This window comes from Pseudomonas sp. BF-R-24, from assembly GCF_019947335.1.
GTDB classification, from domain to species: Bacteria; Pseudomonadota; Gammaproteobacteria; order Pseudomonadales; family Pseudomonadaceae; genus Aquipseudomonas; species Aquipseudomonas jessenii.
Map to the genome: position 1 here is coordinate 55,216 of NZ_JAGYGG010000022.1, position 15,835 is coordinate 71,050.

General features: G+C 59.4%; 14 protein-coding genes. 4 read left to right on the forward strand and 10 right to left on the reverse strand.

The window, feature by feature from the left end:
• Positions 1-41 precede the first annotated feature (41 nt).
• Complete coding sequence (locus KGA98_RS18185; protein ID WP_223502997.1) at positions 42-611, forward strand: DJ-1/PfpI family protein; 570 nt, start codon at positions 42-44, stop codon at positions 609-611.
• A 69-nt stretch (positions 612-680) separates the two neighbouring features.
• Here the strand turns inward: KGA98_RS18185 and KGA98_RS18190 are convergent, their stop codons facing one another.
• Entirely contained in the window at positions 681-1,496 is an 816-nt protein-coding gene (locus KGA98_RS18190; protein ID WP_223502999.1) for a lytic transglycosylase domain-containing protein, read from the reverse strand.
• Between the two features lie 415 nt (positions 1,497-1,911).
• Between KGA98_RS18190 and KGA98_RS18195 the strand changes: the two genes are divergently transcribed.
• Complete coding sequence (locus KGA98_RS18195; RefSeq protein ID WP_090456231.1) at positions 1,912-3,813, forward strand: potassium transporter Kup; 1,902 nt, start codon at positions 1,912-1,914, stop codon at positions 3,811-3,813.
• A 299-nt stretch (positions 3,814-4,112) separates the two neighbouring features.
• Here the strand turns inward: KGA98_RS18195 and KGA98_RS18200 are convergent, their stop codons facing one another.
• Together KGA98_RS18200 and KGA98_RS18205 are read right to left on the reverse strand one after the other, a co-directional pair.
• On the reverse strand, positions 4,113-4,292 hold the full coding sequence (locus KGA98_RS18200; protein WP_223503001.1) for a hypothetical protein: 180 nt from the start codon (positions 4,290-4,292) through the stop codon (positions 4,113-4,115).
• A 199-nt stretch (positions 4,293-4,491) separates the two neighbouring features.
• On the reverse strand, positions 4,492-5,310 hold the full coding sequence (locus tag KGA98_RS18205; RefSeq protein ID WP_223503003.1) for a CHAD domain-containing protein: 819 nt from the start codon (positions 5,308-5,310) through the stop codon (positions 4,492-4,494).
• Positions 5,311-5,494: 184 nt separating this feature from the next.
• Here KGA98_RS18205 and KGA98_RS18210 point away from each other — a divergent pair, with 184 nt between their 5' ends.
• Both KGA98_RS18210 and cls read left to right on the forward strand, forming a co-directional pair.
• Positions 5,495-6,091 carry a DJ-1/PfpI family protein gene (locus KGA98_RS18210; protein WP_223503005.1) on the forward strand — a complete coding sequence of 199 codons (597 nt, stop codon included), beginning with the start codon at positions 5,495-5,497 and terminating at the stop codon, positions 6,089-6,091.
• Positions 6,092-6,383: 292 nt separating this feature from the next.
• A complete protein-coding gene (cls, locus tag KGA98_RS18215; RefSeq protein WP_223503007.1) occupies positions 6,384-7,679 on the forward strand; it encodes a cardiolipin synthase in 1,296 nt (431 codons plus the stop codon).
• 118 nt (positions 7,680-7,797) lie between these two features.
• Here the strand turns inward: cls and KGA98_RS18220 are convergent, their stop codons facing one another.
• The 7 genes from KGA98_RS18220 to KGA98_RS18250 all read right to left on the reverse strand — a co-directional run bounded on the left by KGA98_RS18220 (position 7,798) and on the right by KGA98_RS18250 (position 15,664).
• Complete coding sequence (locus KGA98_RS18220; protein WP_223503009.1) at positions 7,798-8,862, reverse strand: GGDEF domain-containing protein; 1,065 nt, start codon at positions 8,860-8,862, stop codon at positions 7,798-7,800.
• Between the two features lie 124 nt (positions 8,863-8,986).
• Positions 8,987-10,402 (reverse strand): purine-cytosine permease family protein, encoded by a 1,416-nt coding sequence (locus tag KGA98_RS18225; RefSeq protein WP_223503011.1) that lies wholly within the window; start codon positions 10,400-10,402, stop codon positions 8,987-8,989.
• A gap of 567 nt (positions 10,403-10,969) precedes the next feature.
• Positions 10,970-12,010 (reverse strand): ABC transporter substrate-binding protein, encoded by a 1,041-nt coding sequence (locus KGA98_RS18230; protein ID WP_223503014.1) that lies wholly within the window; start codon positions 12,008-12,010, stop codon positions 10,970-10,972.
• Between the two features lie 35 nt (positions 12,011-12,045).
• Positions 12,046-13,215 carry an acetylornithine deacetylase gene (argE, locus tag KGA98_RS18235; protein WP_223503016.1) on the reverse strand — a complete coding sequence of 390 codons (1,170 nt, stop codon included), beginning with the start codon at positions 13,213-13,215 and terminating at the stop codon, positions 12,046-12,048.
• Positions 13,208-13,882, reverse strand: a complete 675-nt coding sequence (locus tag KGA98_RS18240; protein WP_090456242.1) for a DUF1028 domain-containing protein — start codon at positions 13,880-13,882, stop codon at positions 13,208-13,210. Before KGA98_RS18240 ends, argE begins: the two co-directional genes overlap by 8 nt.
• A 10-nt stretch (positions 13,883-13,892) precedes the next feature.
• Entirely contained in the window at positions 13,893-14,303 is a 411-nt protein-coding gene (locus KGA98_RS18245) for a RidA family protein (RefSeq protein WP_003201555.1), read from the reverse strand.
• Positions 14,303-15,664 (reverse strand): flavin-containing monooxygenase, encoded by a 1,362-nt coding sequence (locus KGA98_RS18250; RefSeq protein ID WP_223503018.1) that lies wholly within the window; start codon positions 15,662-15,664, stop codon positions 14,303-14,305. The genes KGA98_RS18245 and KGA98_RS18250 overlap by 1 nt, the downstream gene beginning before the upstream one ends.
• Positions 15,665-15,835: the final 171 nt, after the last annotated feature.

Below are 15,835 nucleotides of genomic sequence, written 5' to 3' on the forward strand. Positions count from 1 at the left end.
TGTCGCTTTATGTTGTTCGTTTTCATGGAGGACTCTGACTGATGGCACGCTTGGGCTTGATACTGACACCCGGTTTTGCGGACTGGGAATACGCTTTCATTGCAGGAACCGCATCCCCGTTTTACGGGATCGACGTCAGGTTTTTCACCTCTACTACGGGGCAGTTCCGCTCGCAGGGCGGATTGGCTGTAACTGTGGATAGCAGCTTGCAACAATGCCTGGACTGGAAGCCGGACGTTGTTGTCGTCATCGGCGGAATGATCTGGGAGCGTGCGGATGCACCGGATATTCGGGACTTTCTTCATGCTAGTCGTTCAAGTGGAGCGACAATTGCCGGTATCTGTGGGGGGACGCTGGCACTTGCGAGGGCCGGGCTTCTAGACACGGTTCCTCATACTTCGAACAGCGCTGACTTTTTACAACAGAATGCCGCAGGTTATGACGGGGCCACGCTTTATCGAAGCAGTCAAGTAGCCGTGGTTGCCGACCGCATCATAACTGCTCCAGGTCCTGCACCCGTTAGCTTTACCTGCGCAGTGTTCGAAGCTGCCGGGTTATCTTCAGAGATCATTTCGCAGTTCAGGTCATTGTTGGCAGCGGAACACGGGTGACCGCTTCGTCCTAAAAAACAGCCGATCAGGTGATGTGTTCGAGGTCCGCTCCTGGCCGGTTTCTGCCCCTCACGGACGGCCGCTATGGTTGCGATAGCGTTCGGTCAAGGACTGCACGAGGGTGACGTAGGATTGCGTCTCGGCGTAGGGAGGCACCCCGTTGTACTGGACCACGGACGCTTCGCCGGCGTTGTAACCTGCCAACGCCAGCATCTGGTTGCCGTTGAAGCGCTTGAGCAGCCAGGCCAGGTAGCGCACGCCGCCACGAATGTTCTGTCGTGCATCGAACGGATCGTCCACGGCGAAGCGTTCGGCGGTGGCGGGCATCAACTGCATCAGCCCCTGGGCGCCGGCTTCGGAAATGACGTTGGGGCGAAACGCCGATTCGGCATGTATCACTGCGCGGACCAGCGCCCTGTCGACACCATAATGACCCGAAGCGGCTTCGATCTCCCGTCGATAGGAATGGGTGTCCAGGCGCAGTGAGGCGACCTTGAAATCCTTCGGCGCCATGCACAGATAGCAGCCCTTGATGTAATAGAGCTCAAGGACATCGACCCGTGCGGAGATCCCGACGGGGCGCCGGCTCACATATTGACGATTACCCTTGTGGATGAAAGTCCACACCCGGATCCGCACCGCGCCTGGGGTGTCGTCCCGCACAACCCGTGGCAGCGCCATTGCCTTGGCGCCGACACCGGCGCCCGCCATGCCAGTGAAGTGAGTGCAGCGGGCGCTGGCGATGGCTTGGCTGGTGTAGCTGATCGCTCCGTCCCTGGCTTGGCACTTGAACATGGCGCTGGCGCACAGTGGAGTGACCAGCACGGCCAGCTCGATGCAGCCAAGAAAGCTCTTGCGAGCCCATCGCCATGCTCTGGAACTCATCACATCGCTCCGCACCGCAGGCGCCGATCAGGCCTGGGGCGCCCGGATCGGGCGCTGCCTTTGGAGGACCTATTCTGGGTGACCCGCCTTTTGTTCTGATAGTTATACCCCTTGTAACCGGCCTTGGAACTTGCGTTGACGTACGGGCTGCCGACGTTCCCAGGCCAGGCGCAGGTCTGATTGCTCGCACGACGCGTCGGGCCGGGGCGGGACAGGCCCAAGCCACTGGATCTGATGTTTCGAATATCTGCCGTAAATTTTTTACGCTTTCTTTACGACTGCTGTTTGCGCCCTCAAAGATACTGGCCGCGACTTTTTAGATCGTCCATGCGCCTTGAGGCTTCAGTGGCCCAGGCACATCGTTTTGCCCAAGGATGGCATGCATTTCCTCCCCGTAATTCGAGAGAAGCGACCCTTGAGTGAAACAGCAATCGGAGCACATGAAAACTCGCAATCCAAAGCGTCAGGAGTGGGCTTGCTCGTCGCCGCGGTCGGAGTGGTTTACGGGGACATTGGCACCAGCCCCCTCTACACGCTGAAAGAAGTATTTTCTGGCCACTACGGAGTTCAGGCCAACCACGACGGCGTGCTGGGTATTCTGTCGTTGGTCTTCTGGTCACTGATTTGGGTCGTCTCGATCAAATATGTGCTGTTCATCCTGCGTGCCGACAACCAGGGTGAAGGCGGCATCATGGCGTTGACGGCTTTGGCTCGCCGCGCAGCCGCCCCTTATCCGCGCATGAGTAAAATACTCGTTCTGCTTGGCCTGTTTGGTGCGGCACTTTTTTACGGGGACAGCATGATCACCCCGGCTATTTCGGTGCTCTCTGCGGTTGAAGGGCTACAGCTGGCGTTTGACGGAATTGAACACTGGGTCGTGCCTTTGTCAGTGATCGTGCTGGTGGCGCTGTTCTTGATACAGAAACACGGCACGGCTCGCATCGGCATTCTGTTCGGACCTGTGATGGTGCTGTGGTTTGTCGTGCTGGGTGCGCTGGGGGTCTATGGCATTTTACAGCGGCCGGAAGTGCTGCAAGCGCTCAATCCATACTGGGGAGCGCATTTTTTCATCGCTCATCCGGGAATCGGTGTGGCCATTCTTGGTGCAGTGGTACTCGCGCTGACGGGCGCCGAAGCACTGTATGCAGACATGGGGCACTTCGGTCGCAAACCCATTGCCCGCGCCTGGTTCATTTTGGTATTGCCAGGACTGGTACTCAATTATTTTGGCCAAGGTGCCTTGATCCTGGAAAACCCTGAGGCGGTGCGCAATCCATTTTATTTGCTCGCGCCGGGCTGGGCACTGCTGCCGATGGTCGCACTCTCTACACTGGCGACCATCATCGCTTCTCAAGCCGTGATCTCCGGCGCATTTTCCCTGACACACCAGGCCATCCAGCTTGGGTATGTCCCTCGCATGTTTATCCAGCATACCTCCAGCCAGGAGCAGGGACAGATTTACATCGGTACCGTTAACTGGGCGTTGATGGTCGGTGTTGTGCTGCTGGTACTTGGTTTCGAGTCGTCCAGTGCTTTGGCCGCCGCTTATGGGGTCGCTGTAACGGGCACCATGCTGATCACCACCATCCTGTCCTCGGCCGTCGTCCTGCTGCTATGGAAAACCCCGCGCTGGCTGGCCGTTCCGATGCTGCTCGGTTTTCTGCTGGTAGACAGCCTGTACTTCGCGGCCAATGCTCCGAAGATCTTCCAGGGCGGTGCGTTCCCGGTGATTGCTGGCATTGGCCTGTTCATTTTGATGACCACCTGGAAACGTGGCCGCAAGATCATAGTTGAACGGCTGGACGAAACCGCGCTGCCGCTACCACTGTTTATCGGTAGCATCCGCACGCAGCCCCCTCATCGGGTACAGGGTACGGCGGTATTTCTGACAGCCAGGTCCGATGCCGTTCCGCATGCGCTGCTGCACAACCTGCTGCATAACCAGGTTTTGCATGAGCAAGTGGTATTGCTTACGGTGGTGTCTGAAGACAGCCCTCGTGTGAGTGCTGATAGACGGTTTGAGGTTGAAGCGTATGGCGAAGGGTTCTTCCGGGTCAGTCTGCACTTTGGCTTTATCGAAGAGCCCGATGTCCCCTTGGCGTTGAGTCTCTGTCACTTGGCCGAGCTGGACTTCAGCCCGATGCGCACCACCTATTTCCTGAGCCGGGAAACGGTGATCCCGACCAAGCGCATCGGTATGGCCCGTTGGCGAGAAAGCCTTTTCGCCTTTTTACTCAAGAACGCCAACAGCAACCTTAAGTACTTCAAGTTGCCGTTGAATCGGGTGATAGAACTGGGCACACAGGTGGAGATGTAAGGAACTGGCAAGATCGCACTGGCGGTCTTGTTTGCTCGCAGGGTAAGAGGTGTGAATTCCACCTCGATCAACGTCTGATGCAGCAATTGATCCCGGCCATCATGAATGTCTGCTCCTGGCTGTGGATTCAACCGGTCGATGCAACAGATTGGCTAAATCGTTCAGCGGGCGTTTCATAGTTCAGTGTTTTCCGAGGGCGGCTGTTTAGCCGCCTTGCCAACTCATTGAACGCGGCATGGAGCAGGTACTGCTTCGACAATAAGCACCTGCGCTGAGTGGCACGCGCTGCTGAACAATAACTAAGCTTTGTTAGGGTGATTAGCCGCTGAAGCAAATGAGCTGGATGCAGCTTCAATCCGCTCCTGCAGCTGAGAGACATATGTTTGAGCATCTTCCAGGTTCTTAAACGATACAGAGGTGTCGTCAAGCCAGACCTTGCATCCGTTCCCTTGTTCATCTGTTTCAATTTTGACATTCATCTGCAGAGTCCTTTATGCGTTTAGTGCGGCGGAGAGTACCGCACTTTCAATGTGTGTCAAAATGAAACGAAGGCTCTAGAGCAATGCTTTCGTTGAGGGTCTTGGCTCCTTTTCAGCTTGGCGCCCTGTCAATCCACTGCGCTGAAAATAAAAATGAAATCGAAATGCCATTACTATGGAAGCGCGAAACCGTTAACTCCTACTTCGCCTGACCTCCTGTTTTCTTGGCGGTTTTAGTGATGGCTTTTTTGTCGGAGATTTTCGGAAGAAGCAATTTTAGGTCTTTCATTTCATCTTCAGCTTGGTGAAGCTCGTCGATGGAAGCCTCTACCCACAGATGCTTTAGCGGCTCAAGGTCAGGTTCAAGTTTTACCTTGAGACACCATTGGAAATGGTCATGCCAGGATCCCAAGGCGGATTGCACCGCCTTCAAGGATTTCGCCGCCTTCTTCGATAGAGGGGACAATTCTGGAAACGCGTCAGTGAGGTACCGAGCTCGCTTAACCAGGATTCGTAATTCGTGCCGATCAAACTGCGCGTCGTCCAAAGCGCGATGGAGCTTATCGATGTGCCTGGTCAGCGCCTTGACGATGACCTTTTGCATGATCTTCGAATCGCTGCCAACCCCGGATTTTCTGAATGCGGAGGGCCATTGATCCAAGGCTGCGAACAGTCCATTCAACGTAGGGTCGGTGAGTATCTTTCGACAATCTGTCTTTAAACGAGAGCGTCTGGTGGCGGCGGCTTCAGGCATGCCGCGATACTCAAGTTCGCTGACCATGACCTCCAGATCCCGCGCCGGTGTTGTCATCCGACCCACCTCGGCAGCGGCCTCGCGCAGGGCGGCTACTTCCTTCAATGAGCGCAATGGTGCAAGCAGACTTCGGATTCGTCTAACGGCGATCCTTAAATCGTGTAACGCCTCACTGTCTGTCTCTGCTTCCAGGCGACTACGTGCATGGAACAGAACGACCTCAAGGCCGAGAATTTCTTTTATGTAGGTGTTGATGAATGCCATCAGATTCGCCTGTGCCCACCTTCGTAATCAGTACAGAGCGTAGATCTTTATTGGTAGTCGGTGATGCAGATTGTTACTGCCATATTGCGGTAGTGAGTCAGAGTGTATCCATGACAATTTTTTGAATGTATTGATTATTCGATTTTACGATGGGCCACAAGATTTCTCTGGCACGAGGCTCACAATGCACATCGCCATCCTTACCTTCGAAGGTTTCAACGAACTCGATTCGCTTATCTCGTTCGGCATCCTCAACCGAGTTCAACAATCTGGTTGGCGAGTGTCTATCGCCGGTCCCACGGACAGGATGCAGTCGATGAACGGCCTGATGATCGAGGCGCAGATGTCGTTGGAGGACGCATGCGGTGCGGATGCGGTGCTGGTGGGTAGTGGGAGAATGACCCGGGACGTCGTCGCGAATGCCGCGCTGATGGCTCGTCTGAAGCTCGATCCTGCGCGCCAACTCCTGGGCGCCCAATGCTCGGGCACACTCATACTTGCAAAGCTGGGCCTGCTGGACGACGTTCCGGCCTGCACGGATCTGATCACCAAACCATGGGTTGAGGAGGCCGGCGTGGCGGTGCTCAATCAACCGTTCGTGGCCAAGGGCAATGTCGCAACCGCTGGCGGGTGCTTGTCGTCGCCGTATCTGGCCGCCTGGTTCATCTCGCGTCTTGCAGGTGAGGAGGCCGCACGCAGTGCGCTTCATTACGTTGCCCCAGTGGGGGAGAAGGACATTTACGTAACGCGTGCGATGGCGAATATTGCGCAGTTTCTATAAGGCGAGCAATGACCGCTAATGCCTATTGCTGCCTGTCGTGACGAGCAGCAATCGACCCAGTCCCGAAAAGCAACAATCGGCCAAAAGCACTCTCTGACGACGAACCCTGCCCTTGCGCAGTAGTCAAAGCAAGTGACGGCATCGCCACTCGCTATCACCGTCCTCACAAAGAGGGGGCCTGATGAATCTTTTTGCCACATGTAAGGGTGTGTGTGTTCCTCTGGCTCTGTGCATGGCTGTGCTCCTGGCATTTGTGGTTTCCTGCAGTACATTGCCCAGGATAGTGCCCGATATGGCTCGCGCGCCCTCTGCGCCAGTGCAGCTCGACGGGGTACACGGGCCTCTGTCAGCCGAGCGCAGCAAGGCCATTCTCGATCGACTCGAGTCCACCGGCGCAGAGACCGACATCTTCGACGTGCACCTCGCAATCGAAGAGTCCATCGTCGGCAGCCCGCTGACGGAAGGAAACAAGGTCGACTTGCTGCAGGACGGCCCCACCACCTACCAGTCGATGATCAAAGCCGTGGAAGCAGCGCGCGACCACATCAACATGGAGACCTACATCCTCGACGATGATGAAGTCGGCCAGCGCTTCGCCACCGCGCTGATCGCTCGGCAACGGCAAGGCGTACAGGTCAATCTGATCCGTGACAGCGTCGGAACCCTTAAAACATCATCAGCGTTTTTCTCTCAATTGACCGACGCGGGCGTCAAGGTGCTGGAGTACAACCCAGTCAATCCGGTGACGGCCAAAGCGGGCTGGGACGTGAACCAGCGCGACCACCGAAAGCTGCTGATAGTGGACGGCCGTATTGCCTTTCTCGGCGGGATCAACATCAGCAGCGTCTATTCGGGGAGCTCGTTCAATTCTTACTCGAAGACTCGCCCAAATGGTGATTTGCCCTGGCGCGATACCGACTTGCGCATCGAGGGGCCTGTGGTTGCGGAACTCCAGAAGCTGTTCATCGGAACCTGGGCTACCCAGAAAGGCGAACCACTCGCGGCTCGCCACTACTTTCCGCCGCCCGAGCGCAAAGGCACCGAGGTGGTGCGGGCCATCGGAAGCTCGCCAAATGAGCCGTTCAGCCTGATCTATGCCACGCTGATTTCGGCACTGCGTAGCGCGCAATCCGAGATATGGCTGACTAACGCCTACTTTATTCCCGACCCGCAGTTGCTGGCGGCACTCAAGGAGGCTGCAGCACGTGGCGTCGACGTCAAGCTGGTGCTGCCCAGCAGCACCGATTCGTGGCTGGTGTTCCATGCTGGACGCGCCTACTACAGCGAGCTGCTGAAAGCCAACGTCAAGCTTTACGAACGCAAAGACGCGCTACTCCACGTCAAGACAGCAGTAATCGATGGCGTGTGGTCGACTGTCGGCTCCACCAACCTCGACTGGCGTAGCTTCCTGCATAACGATGAAGTCAACGTTGTTGTGCTGGGCGCCGGGTTTGGCAAAAAAATGCAGGCGGCATTCCTGGCCGATCTGGCCAAGTCGAACGAAATCAAGATGGAAAAGTGGCAGAGCCGCTCGCTCGGTGTGAAAGCCAAGGAGCAGATGGCGCGCCTTTGGGAGTACTGGCTCTGAGTTGAGTGGCGTGTCACCGGGATGTGCTGTTCTGCACCCTGATGGGTATGTCGCTAACCCATGCCCAAGAAGCAGCGTAAACTTTCGCCAGCGACCTTGCCCCCCGTGAAACTGAAATCTACGACCCGACCGCTACGGCAGGCTGCTGACAGACCTGATTGCGCCCGTTGCGCTTGGCCTGGTACAGCGCGTCGTCTGCGCGGGTCACCAGGCTTTCCGGTGTATCGCCGGGTTGTGCATGGGCCACGCCGAACGAGGCGGTGATGGTGTCCAGCACCGTGTCGGTGCCCCGGGCCTTGACCCGCAGCGACTGGATTTTCAAACGCAGGCGCTCGGCAAAAGCGCCCGCGGCGGCCAGGTCCGGACAATCCTTGAGCACCACGCAAAACTCCTCGCCGCCATAACGTGCCGCGAACGCTTCGCCAGGGAGCGAATCACGCAGCACCCGGGCGACATGCTGAAGTACGCGGTCGCCCAAGGGGTGGCCGTACTGGTCGTTGAATTGCTTGAAGTGGTCGATATCCAGCATGACCAGCGCCACGCCCGTCGCCACGTTGCTCAAGGCCTGTTCAAGCTGGCGGTTGAAGGTGGTGCGGTTGAGCAATTCGGTCAGGCCATCGAGGGTCGCGGCCAGTTGGGCGCGCTCCAGCTTGTCACGCAGGCTTTTGATTTCATGCTGTGCCGATTGCAACTGGGCGAGGAAGTGTTCCTGCTGCCCCTGCATCAGCCGGGTGCTCTGTTGCAGTTGGGTCAGGATGCTCGGCAAGCGCTCGCTGGCTGGCTCTTCGAGCATCTGCAGGTATTGGCCGAGGCTGGCCTGGAAATCCTGGTTACCCTTCACGCTGCGCGATACATCGCGCTCCATGTCGTCGACCAGATTGATCGCGTCCTGCTGCCCGGAGCGAGCGTCTGCCAGTTCATCGCGGATGATGTACTCGCGAAACAGCTTGGCGGCCGACTCCGGCGGGAAGTAGTCGAAGTCGTTGACCACCCGGTCCAGGTGCCGATTGAGCTCCGGCTCCTGGCCCTTGCTGTAGGTGTACCAGAGCGCGTAGTGCACCGGGTTGGGCGGAATGTTGTGACGAACCATCAGCGGCACTGCCTGCTTGAGCAATGCCGCCGCCTCGCGGGAGTCTTCTGGATACAGCGCTAGAACAGTCGCACGCGTGTCTGATTGGCTCATGGTTTCACTGTGATTGTTATCATTGGCGTTTGGCAAACTTGCTGAGCATAGCCATACGCCCGGCAAACGACCATCCCGAATTACACAATCATTTCAACCCGGTACGCCTGTGCCACAGGCCCGATCAACTGTTGGTCGGCATCAACCCGGCCATGTTCTGGCGCCGACGGTAAGCCGTATCACGGTTCGCCAGCCAGTAGTACAGCGGTGTGGTGACCACCAGCCCGACCAACCACGATAAATCCGCACCATCAATGTGCACGGCCACGGGGCCGGTGTAGATCGGCGTGTTCATGAACGGGATCTGCACCACGATGCCGATGGCGTAGGCCAACAACGCCTGCGGGTTGAAGCGGCCATAGATGCCGCCGTCGATGCGGAAGATCGAGGCGATGTCGTACTCGCCCTTGTGGATCGCGTAGAAGTCGATGAGGTTGATCGCGGTCCACGGCACCAGCACCACCAGCAACGCCAGTACCAGGTCGACGAAATGCCCGATGAAATCCGCCGAGGCGCCGATGGCCGCCACGCAGCAACCGGCCAGGATGATCAGCGACAGTACCGCCCGGCTCGAAGCAGTCGGAATCCAGCGGTGGGCGAAGGTTTGCAGCAAGGTGATCACCGACAGCACGGCGCCATACAGATTCAGGGCGTTGTGGCTGATCACGCTGAGCAGGAACAGCACCAGCATCAGCGGGCCGATGGCGCCGGTGGCGAGTTTCACCGCGTCCATGGTGTCCATGCCCACCGGCGTTGCCAGCACGGCGACGGCGCCGAACACGAAGGACAGGATTGAACCCAGCGAGGAGCCGAGGTAGGTCGCCCAGAACGTCGAACTGACCTTCACGTCTTTGGGCAGGTAGCGCGAGTAGTCGGACACGTAGGGCGCGAATGCGATCTGCCACAGCGCCGCCAGCGATACCGTGGCCAGCCAGCCGGAGATGTTGAAACTGCCACGGGTCAGGAAGTCATCGGTCTGCACGTGGGTCAGGATGTAGCCGAAGCCGAGCACGATGCCGAGGCCCAGCACCCAGGTGCCGATGCGATTGAGTACGTGGATGAAGCGGTAGCCAATGATGCCGATGATCCCCGATCCAAGGCCGCCGAGGACGATGCCCACCGACACCGGCACGCTCTCGACCACGCCATGCAGCGACTTGCCGGCCAGGACGATGTTGGAAGCGAAGAAACCGATGTACATCACGCCGGCAATCACCACCACCAGCAACGCGCCCAGCGAACCGAACTGAGCGCGACTCTGGATCATCTGCGGAATGCCCATCTGCGGGCCTTGCGCCGAGTGCAGCGCCATCAGCACACCGCCGACCAGGTGGCCGACGATGATCGCGACGATGCCCCAGACCAGGTTCAGGTGAAACAACTGCACGCCAAGCGCGCCGGTAACGATGGGCAACGGCGCGATATTGCCGCCGAACCACAGGGTGAACAGATCTTTGACCTTTCCGTGGCGATCCTCAGGGGGGACGTACCCGATCGTGTGTTTCTCGATGAGCGGGGCGGATGAAGCGGTGGTGGACATGACGAACTCCAAGGCAAGGATGAGTACGTGTTCGTACTTCGGTGTGCGCGGGCATACCTGCGCATTTCTTGTTGGAGGCGATCATGGACAAAGAGCGTGGGGAGGAAAATTAGTTAATTTGTGCCTTTAAACCTTAAAAAAGATTGCGCGCTTTTCCGGAATAGTCGGCAGAAAAAACCAATAAAAATAAAATATTGATCAGAACACCATGACAACTGAACGACGAAATCCCTGTGGGAGCGAGCTTGCTCGCGATGGCGGTGAATCAGTCAACGACGATGTTGAAGCTGATGGCCTCATCGCGAGCAAGCTCGCTCCCACAGGGTCCCGTGTGCGCCACGCTTTTGTGGGAGTGAGCCTGCTCGCGATGGCGGTGTATCAGTCAACGAAGATGTTGGATCTGATGGCCTCATCGCGAGCAGGCTCGCTCCTACAGGGCTCTGTGTGCGTCAAGCTTTTGTGGGAGCGGGCTTGCTCGCGAAGACGGTGGCACATCCAACATCGATGTGACTGACATACCGCTTTCGCGAGCAAGCCCGCTCCCACAGGGGTTATGTGGTGCCTGTGTTAGCGCGCAGCCCAGGCATTGAAGCGCTGCTCAAGCTCCTCGCCATGGTCAACCCAGAACTCCGCGTCCACGGCCCGCGCGCCGGCCAGGTTGGCCTCGGCGGTCGGCAGTTGGTCCTGCACATCCTTGGGCAGCAATGGCAGGGTCTGGCGATGCACCGGCCCGTAGGGGATGGTTTCCGAGAAGACTTTTTGCGTCTGCGGCTGGCTGGCAAAGGCGATGAAGTTTTCCGCCAATGCCTTGTTCGGCGTGCCTTTGACCACCGCCCAGTATTCCGGGTCGTACAGGCTCTGCGGCCAGACGATGCTCAGTTTCATCCCTTCCTTCTGCGCCGAAGCGATCCGGCCGTTGTAGGCCGCGCTCATCACCACGTCGCCGGCCACCAGCCATTGCGCCGGCTGCGCGCCCGCCTCCCACCACTGGATGTTCGGCTTGATCTGGTCGAGCTTGGCAAAAGCCTGCGTCACGCCTTGCGGGGTTTTCAAGACCTTGTACACGTCGTCCGCCTTGACGCCGTCGGCGAGCAACGCGATTTCCAGGGTGTACTTGGCGCTCTTGCGCAGGCCGCGCTTGCCCGGGAAGTCGGCGACGTTCCAGAAGTCGGCCCAGGACTGCGGCGCCTTGGCCTGCTTGCTCTGGTCGTAGGCCATGACCATCGACCAGACATAGGTTGCGACACCGCACTCGGTCAGCGCACCCGGCACGAAGTTCGCCGAATCACCGAAGCGTCCCGCATCGAGCTTCTCGAACAGGCCCTCTTCGCAGCCACGCAACAGTTCGGGGCTTTCGACTTCCACCACGTCCCAGCTGGTGTGACCGGCGGAAACCATGGCCTTGATCTTCGACAGCTCGCCGTTGTACTCCCCGGCGATGATATTGCCCGCGCCGCTGGCGTTGAAGGGCTGGAAGTAGGCCTTATCCTGGGCCTGTTTGGTAGCACCACCGAAGGAAATCACGGTGAGGTCCTGGGGGGCCGCCCACACACTGGCACTCAACAACGCCAGGGCAAACGGAACACTGCAACGCAAGGATCTGGACATGGATCGCTTCCTCGGGGCTTATCGGCCCGTTGTTGTTATGGGTGTTCGGATTCACTCAAGTAAGCCGCCAGGCGATCCATCAGGCGGTCACAGGCCGCCATCTGATCAACGCTGACAAATTCATCGGGCTTGTGCCCCTGGTCCATGCTGCCGGGACCACAGACCACCGACGCAATGCCGGCCTGATCGAACAGCCCGCCTTCGGTGCCAAAGGCCACGGTGCTGAACTCGTCGCTGCCGCAAAGCTGGGCAATCAGCCGGGCCGCTGCGCTGTCGGCGGGTGTCGCCAGGCCGGGATAGGCCGAGATTTTTTCAAAGCGGATACCGGTATCGGTGTCCACGGCCTGCATGGCCGGCAGCAACGTCTGCTCGGCGTAGTCCTGCAGCTCATCGACGACCACTTGTGGGGCGAAGTCCGGCAAGGCGCGGATCTCGAAATCGAAACGGCAGTCCGCTGGAACGATGTTCAGCGCCGTACCGCCCTGGATCACCCCGACCTGCACGGTCGAGAACGCAGGATCGAAGCGCTTGTCGTGCAATGGCGGCCGGGCCAGGGTGGCGCCGATGTCTCCCAGCCGACCGATCAGGCGCGCGGCCTGCTCGATGGCATTGACCCCATATGGCGCGTAAGCCGAATGACAGGCGGCGCCGCGCACGTGACACCGCATCGCCAGTTTGCCCTTGTGGCCGAGCACCGGCTTGAGTTCGGTCGGCTCGCCGATCAAACACAGCGCCGGTGCCGGGATGCGTTGGGGCAACACCTCCAGCAAACCGCGCACGCCGAGGCAACCGACCTCTTCGTCATAGGAAAACGCCAAATGCACCGGGCGCTTTAAAGGGCTGGAGAGAAACATCGGCACAGCGGCCAGCACCGAGGCCAGATAGCCTTTCATGTCCGCGCTGCCGCGACCGTAAAGCTTGCCGTGCGCCTCGCTCAGGCAGAACGGTTCGACCGTCCAGGCCTGGCCGTCCACCGGCACCACATCGGTATGTCCGGACAGCACGATGCCGCCGGCCACGCTCGGGCCGACCGTGGCCAACAGATTGGCCTTGGTCCGCTCGGCGTTGTAGATCAGTTCGCAATCCACGCCGAGGCCGTGCAGGTAGTCACGTACGAACTCGATCAGCTCCAGGTTCGAATCGCGGCTGACCGTGGCGAACCCGATCAATCGCGCGAGCATGGGGCGGCTGCGCAACTCACTCATCGCCGGGCACTCCATACGCGGGGGCCAGGGTCGGATTGAGGGCGCGGGTCAGGTAGTCCTGCAATTGCGGCTCGTAGGCCGTCCACAGTTTGCCCAGCTCGCCAATCGGGTTTTCCTCGGCCCAGTCCACCCGCAGGTCGACAATCGGCCAGGTCAGGTCACCGACCACCGACAGCGCTGCCGAGTGCACCGCGCCGGCTTCGCCGCCAGCGTCCTGCCCGGCCTGCAAGGCGCTCATCAGCCGGGTGGCGAGGCAGCCTTCGCTGTTTTCGAACGCCGCGACCATTGCCTCGATCACCCCACTGTTGGCCAGCAGGTTACCGGCCGCCACACATTGGTCACCGGCCACAGCGTTATTGATGCCCAAGGCATGGTTGCCACTGAACACCGCCGTGCGCCCGTGGGCATCGACCACCGCCACCTGGCGATATTGGCTGTAGCCGTTGCGGGTCAATGAGTGGTCCAGCGCCTGGGGCGGCGCCGAGCCGTTGGCCAGTTCATCGAGGATCTGCGGGCCGAGGGCCGGCAGCGTGATGTTCTGGCTCGACACCGCGCCGACACCGGCCCGCAGCCACGGGCAGCGCGCGCCGACGGCAATGCTCGAAGAGCTGATGGCAATGCCCAACTGGCCGGTCTCGGCGCAGCGACCCACGATGGAAAAAGTCATGGCGAATTCCTTATTCAGGGATGACAGCGATCACATCAATTTCCATCAGCCACTGCGGCTGGCCGAGGGCGCTGACCACAAGGCCGGTGGAAATCGGGAACACGCCCTTGAGCCACTTGCCAACCTCCTGGTACACCGGCTCGCGATAGCGCGGGTCGATCAGGTAGGTGGTGGTCTTGACGATGTGGCTCAGGTCGCTGCCCGCCTCTTCCAGCAGTTGCTTGACGTTGCGCATGGCCTGCTCGGCCTGGGCGCGCGGATCACCGAGGCCCACCAGTTGGCCGTTGAAATCGGTGCCGACCTGACCACGCACATACACGGTGTTGCCGGCGCGCACGGCCTGGCACAAATCGTTGTCCAGCGTCTGGTTCGGGTAGGTGTCTTTGGTGTTGAACATGCGGATGCGGGTATGAGTAGGCATTAACGAACTCCCATGAGGCTGGCTTTGTGAATAGGTGCACGGGCGGCTTCGGCTTGACGCTGGGTCGCATCCCGGTAGTTGAGATAGGTGTGCTGTTTAACGATGTGATCGGCGATGTGCTTGGCGTCGTGCCAAACGCCCCAGATAAACGCGGAGCCACGACGGGACTGCCAAGGCAACCCCACGAAATACACCCCCGGCTCGGCCGACACACCGCGCTGGTGCTGCGGCTTGCCGTTTTCCTTGAAGGCATCGACCTTCAGCCAGCTGTAATCGGTGGAGTAACCAGTGGCCCAGATAATCGTGGTGACACCGGCATTGAGCAGATCCAGCTCCAGGATTGGATTGGTCACGCAATCAGGGTCCGCCAGCATGGCCCGGGCTTCGGGTTCCAGCGGCAAGTCCAGGCCATTGCGTTCGATGTAGGCGTCGGCCTTGTCGAGCAGTGCCAGATAGTTTTCATCGCCGCGCTGGATGTTGTCAGCGAGGTTGTTTTCGAAACTCACCACGGCGCCGTTGAACGCTTGGGTCAGGCCAACCAGGGTCATGCCCTGGTGAGCCAGCCGGCGGAAGTCCACGGTGTGGCCGCCACGGGCACCGCTCACGGCGATGGTCACGTGTTCCTTGCCCGGTTGCATGGCTTCGGCATCCCATTCGCCAAGCACCCCCAGCCACCAGCAGAAATCACGGTTGCGATAGGCACGCGGCGGACGATCGTGGGCGCCCACCGACAGGTAGACCTGCTTGCCGGAACGTTGCAGTTCATCGGCGATCTGCACGCCCGAGGAACCTGCGCCCACCACCAGCACCGCGCCTTCGGCCAGTTGCTGCGGGTTGTAGTATTGGGCGGAGTGAATCTGCGCGATGCCGGCGATTTGTGGGGCAATCGGCGGAATGGCCGGACGCTGGAACGGACCGGTGGCGACCACCACATGCCGGGCCTCGATCACGCCATCAGAGGTTTCAACGGTGAAACCGGGACGGTCGGTATTGCGTTCGACTTTCTTCACGTCCACGCCGGTACGGATCGGCGCGTTGAACTTGCGGGCGTAGGCTTCGAAGTACTCAGCCACCTGCTCTTTCCCGGCGAAGGCATCCGGGTCCAGACCGTCGAATTCCAGCCCCGGGAAGCGGTCGTGCCAGGCCGGGCCGTTGGCGACCAGCGAATCCCAGCGACCGGTGCGCCAGGCTTCGGCGATACGATTGCGCTCCACAACGAGGTGAGGCACACCGAGCTTGCTCAGGTGTTCACTCATGGCCACGCCGGCCTGGCCGGCGCCAACAACAAGCGTATCAATTTCGGTTTTATCAACTGTCATGGCTGTGCACTTCTGAAAGGTGGTTTGATTCAGGTCGGTCATGGCTGCCGCCTCGATTCTGATCACTGTTGTTCTTCTGCTGCGGCTATCGGTGTCAGGGTGTTGGCCGCATTCTGTTCGGAGCCGGGAAATAGCGAAATTATGTTTTTTGTGGTTGCTGGCGAGGAAAAAGCGTCGAGCCGACCGGTCGGCTGTGCAAGGTTGCGGGAGGCC

Bases quoted from the DNA above. Each gene is read 5' to 3' on its own strand.
- KGA98_RS18185 (WP_223502997.1), top strand. From the start codon at position 42: ATGGCACGCTTGGGCTTGATACTGACACCCGGTTTTGCGGACTGGGAA.
- KGA98_RS18190 (WP_223502999.1), bottom strand. From the start codon at position 1,496: ATGAGTTCCAGAGCATGGCGATGGGCTCGCAAGAGCTTTCTTGGCTGC.
- KGA98_RS18200 (WP_223503001.1), bottom strand. From the start codon at position 4,292: ATGAATGTCAAAATTGAAACAGATGAACAAGGGAACGGATGCAAGGTC.
- KGA98_RS18205 (WP_223503003.1), bottom strand. From the start codon at position 5,310: ATGGCATTCATCAACACCTACATAAAAGAAATTCTCGGCCTTGAGGTC.
- KGA98_RS18210 (WP_223503005.1), top strand. From the start codon at position 5,495: ATGCACATCGCCATCCTTACCTTCGAAGGTTTCAACGAACTCGATTCG.
- cls (WP_223503007.1), top strand. From the start codon at position 6,384: ATGGCTCGCGCGCCCTCTGCGCCAGTGCAGCTCGACGGGGTACACGGG.
- KGA98_RS18220 (WP_223503009.1), bottom strand. From the start codon at position 8,862: ATGAGCCAATCAGACACGCGTGCGACTGTTCTAGCGCTGTATCCAGAA.
- KGA98_RS18225 (WP_223503011.1), bottom strand. From the start codon at position 10,402: ATGTCCACCACCGCTTCATCCGCCCCGCTCATCGAGAAACACACGATC.
- KGA98_RS18230 (WP_223503014.1), bottom strand. From the start codon at position 12,010: ATGTCCAGATCCTTGCGTTGCAGTGTTCCGTTTGCCCTGGCGTTGTTG.
- argE (WP_223503016.1), bottom strand. From the start codon at position 13,215: ATGAGTGAGTTGCGCAGCCGCCCCATGCTCGCGCGATTGATCGGGTTC.
- KGA98_RS18240 (WP_090456242.1), bottom strand. From the start codon at position 13,882: ATGACTTTTTCCATCGTGGGTCGCTGCGCCGAGACCGGCCAGTTGGGC.
- KGA98_RS18245 (WP_003201555.1), bottom strand. From the start codon at position 14,303: ATGCCTACTCATACCCGCATCCGCATGTTCAACACCAAAGACACCTAC.
- KGA98_RS18250 (WP_223503018.1), bottom strand. From the start codon at position 15,664: ATGACCGACCTGAATCAAACCACCTTTCAGAAGTGCACAGCCATGACA.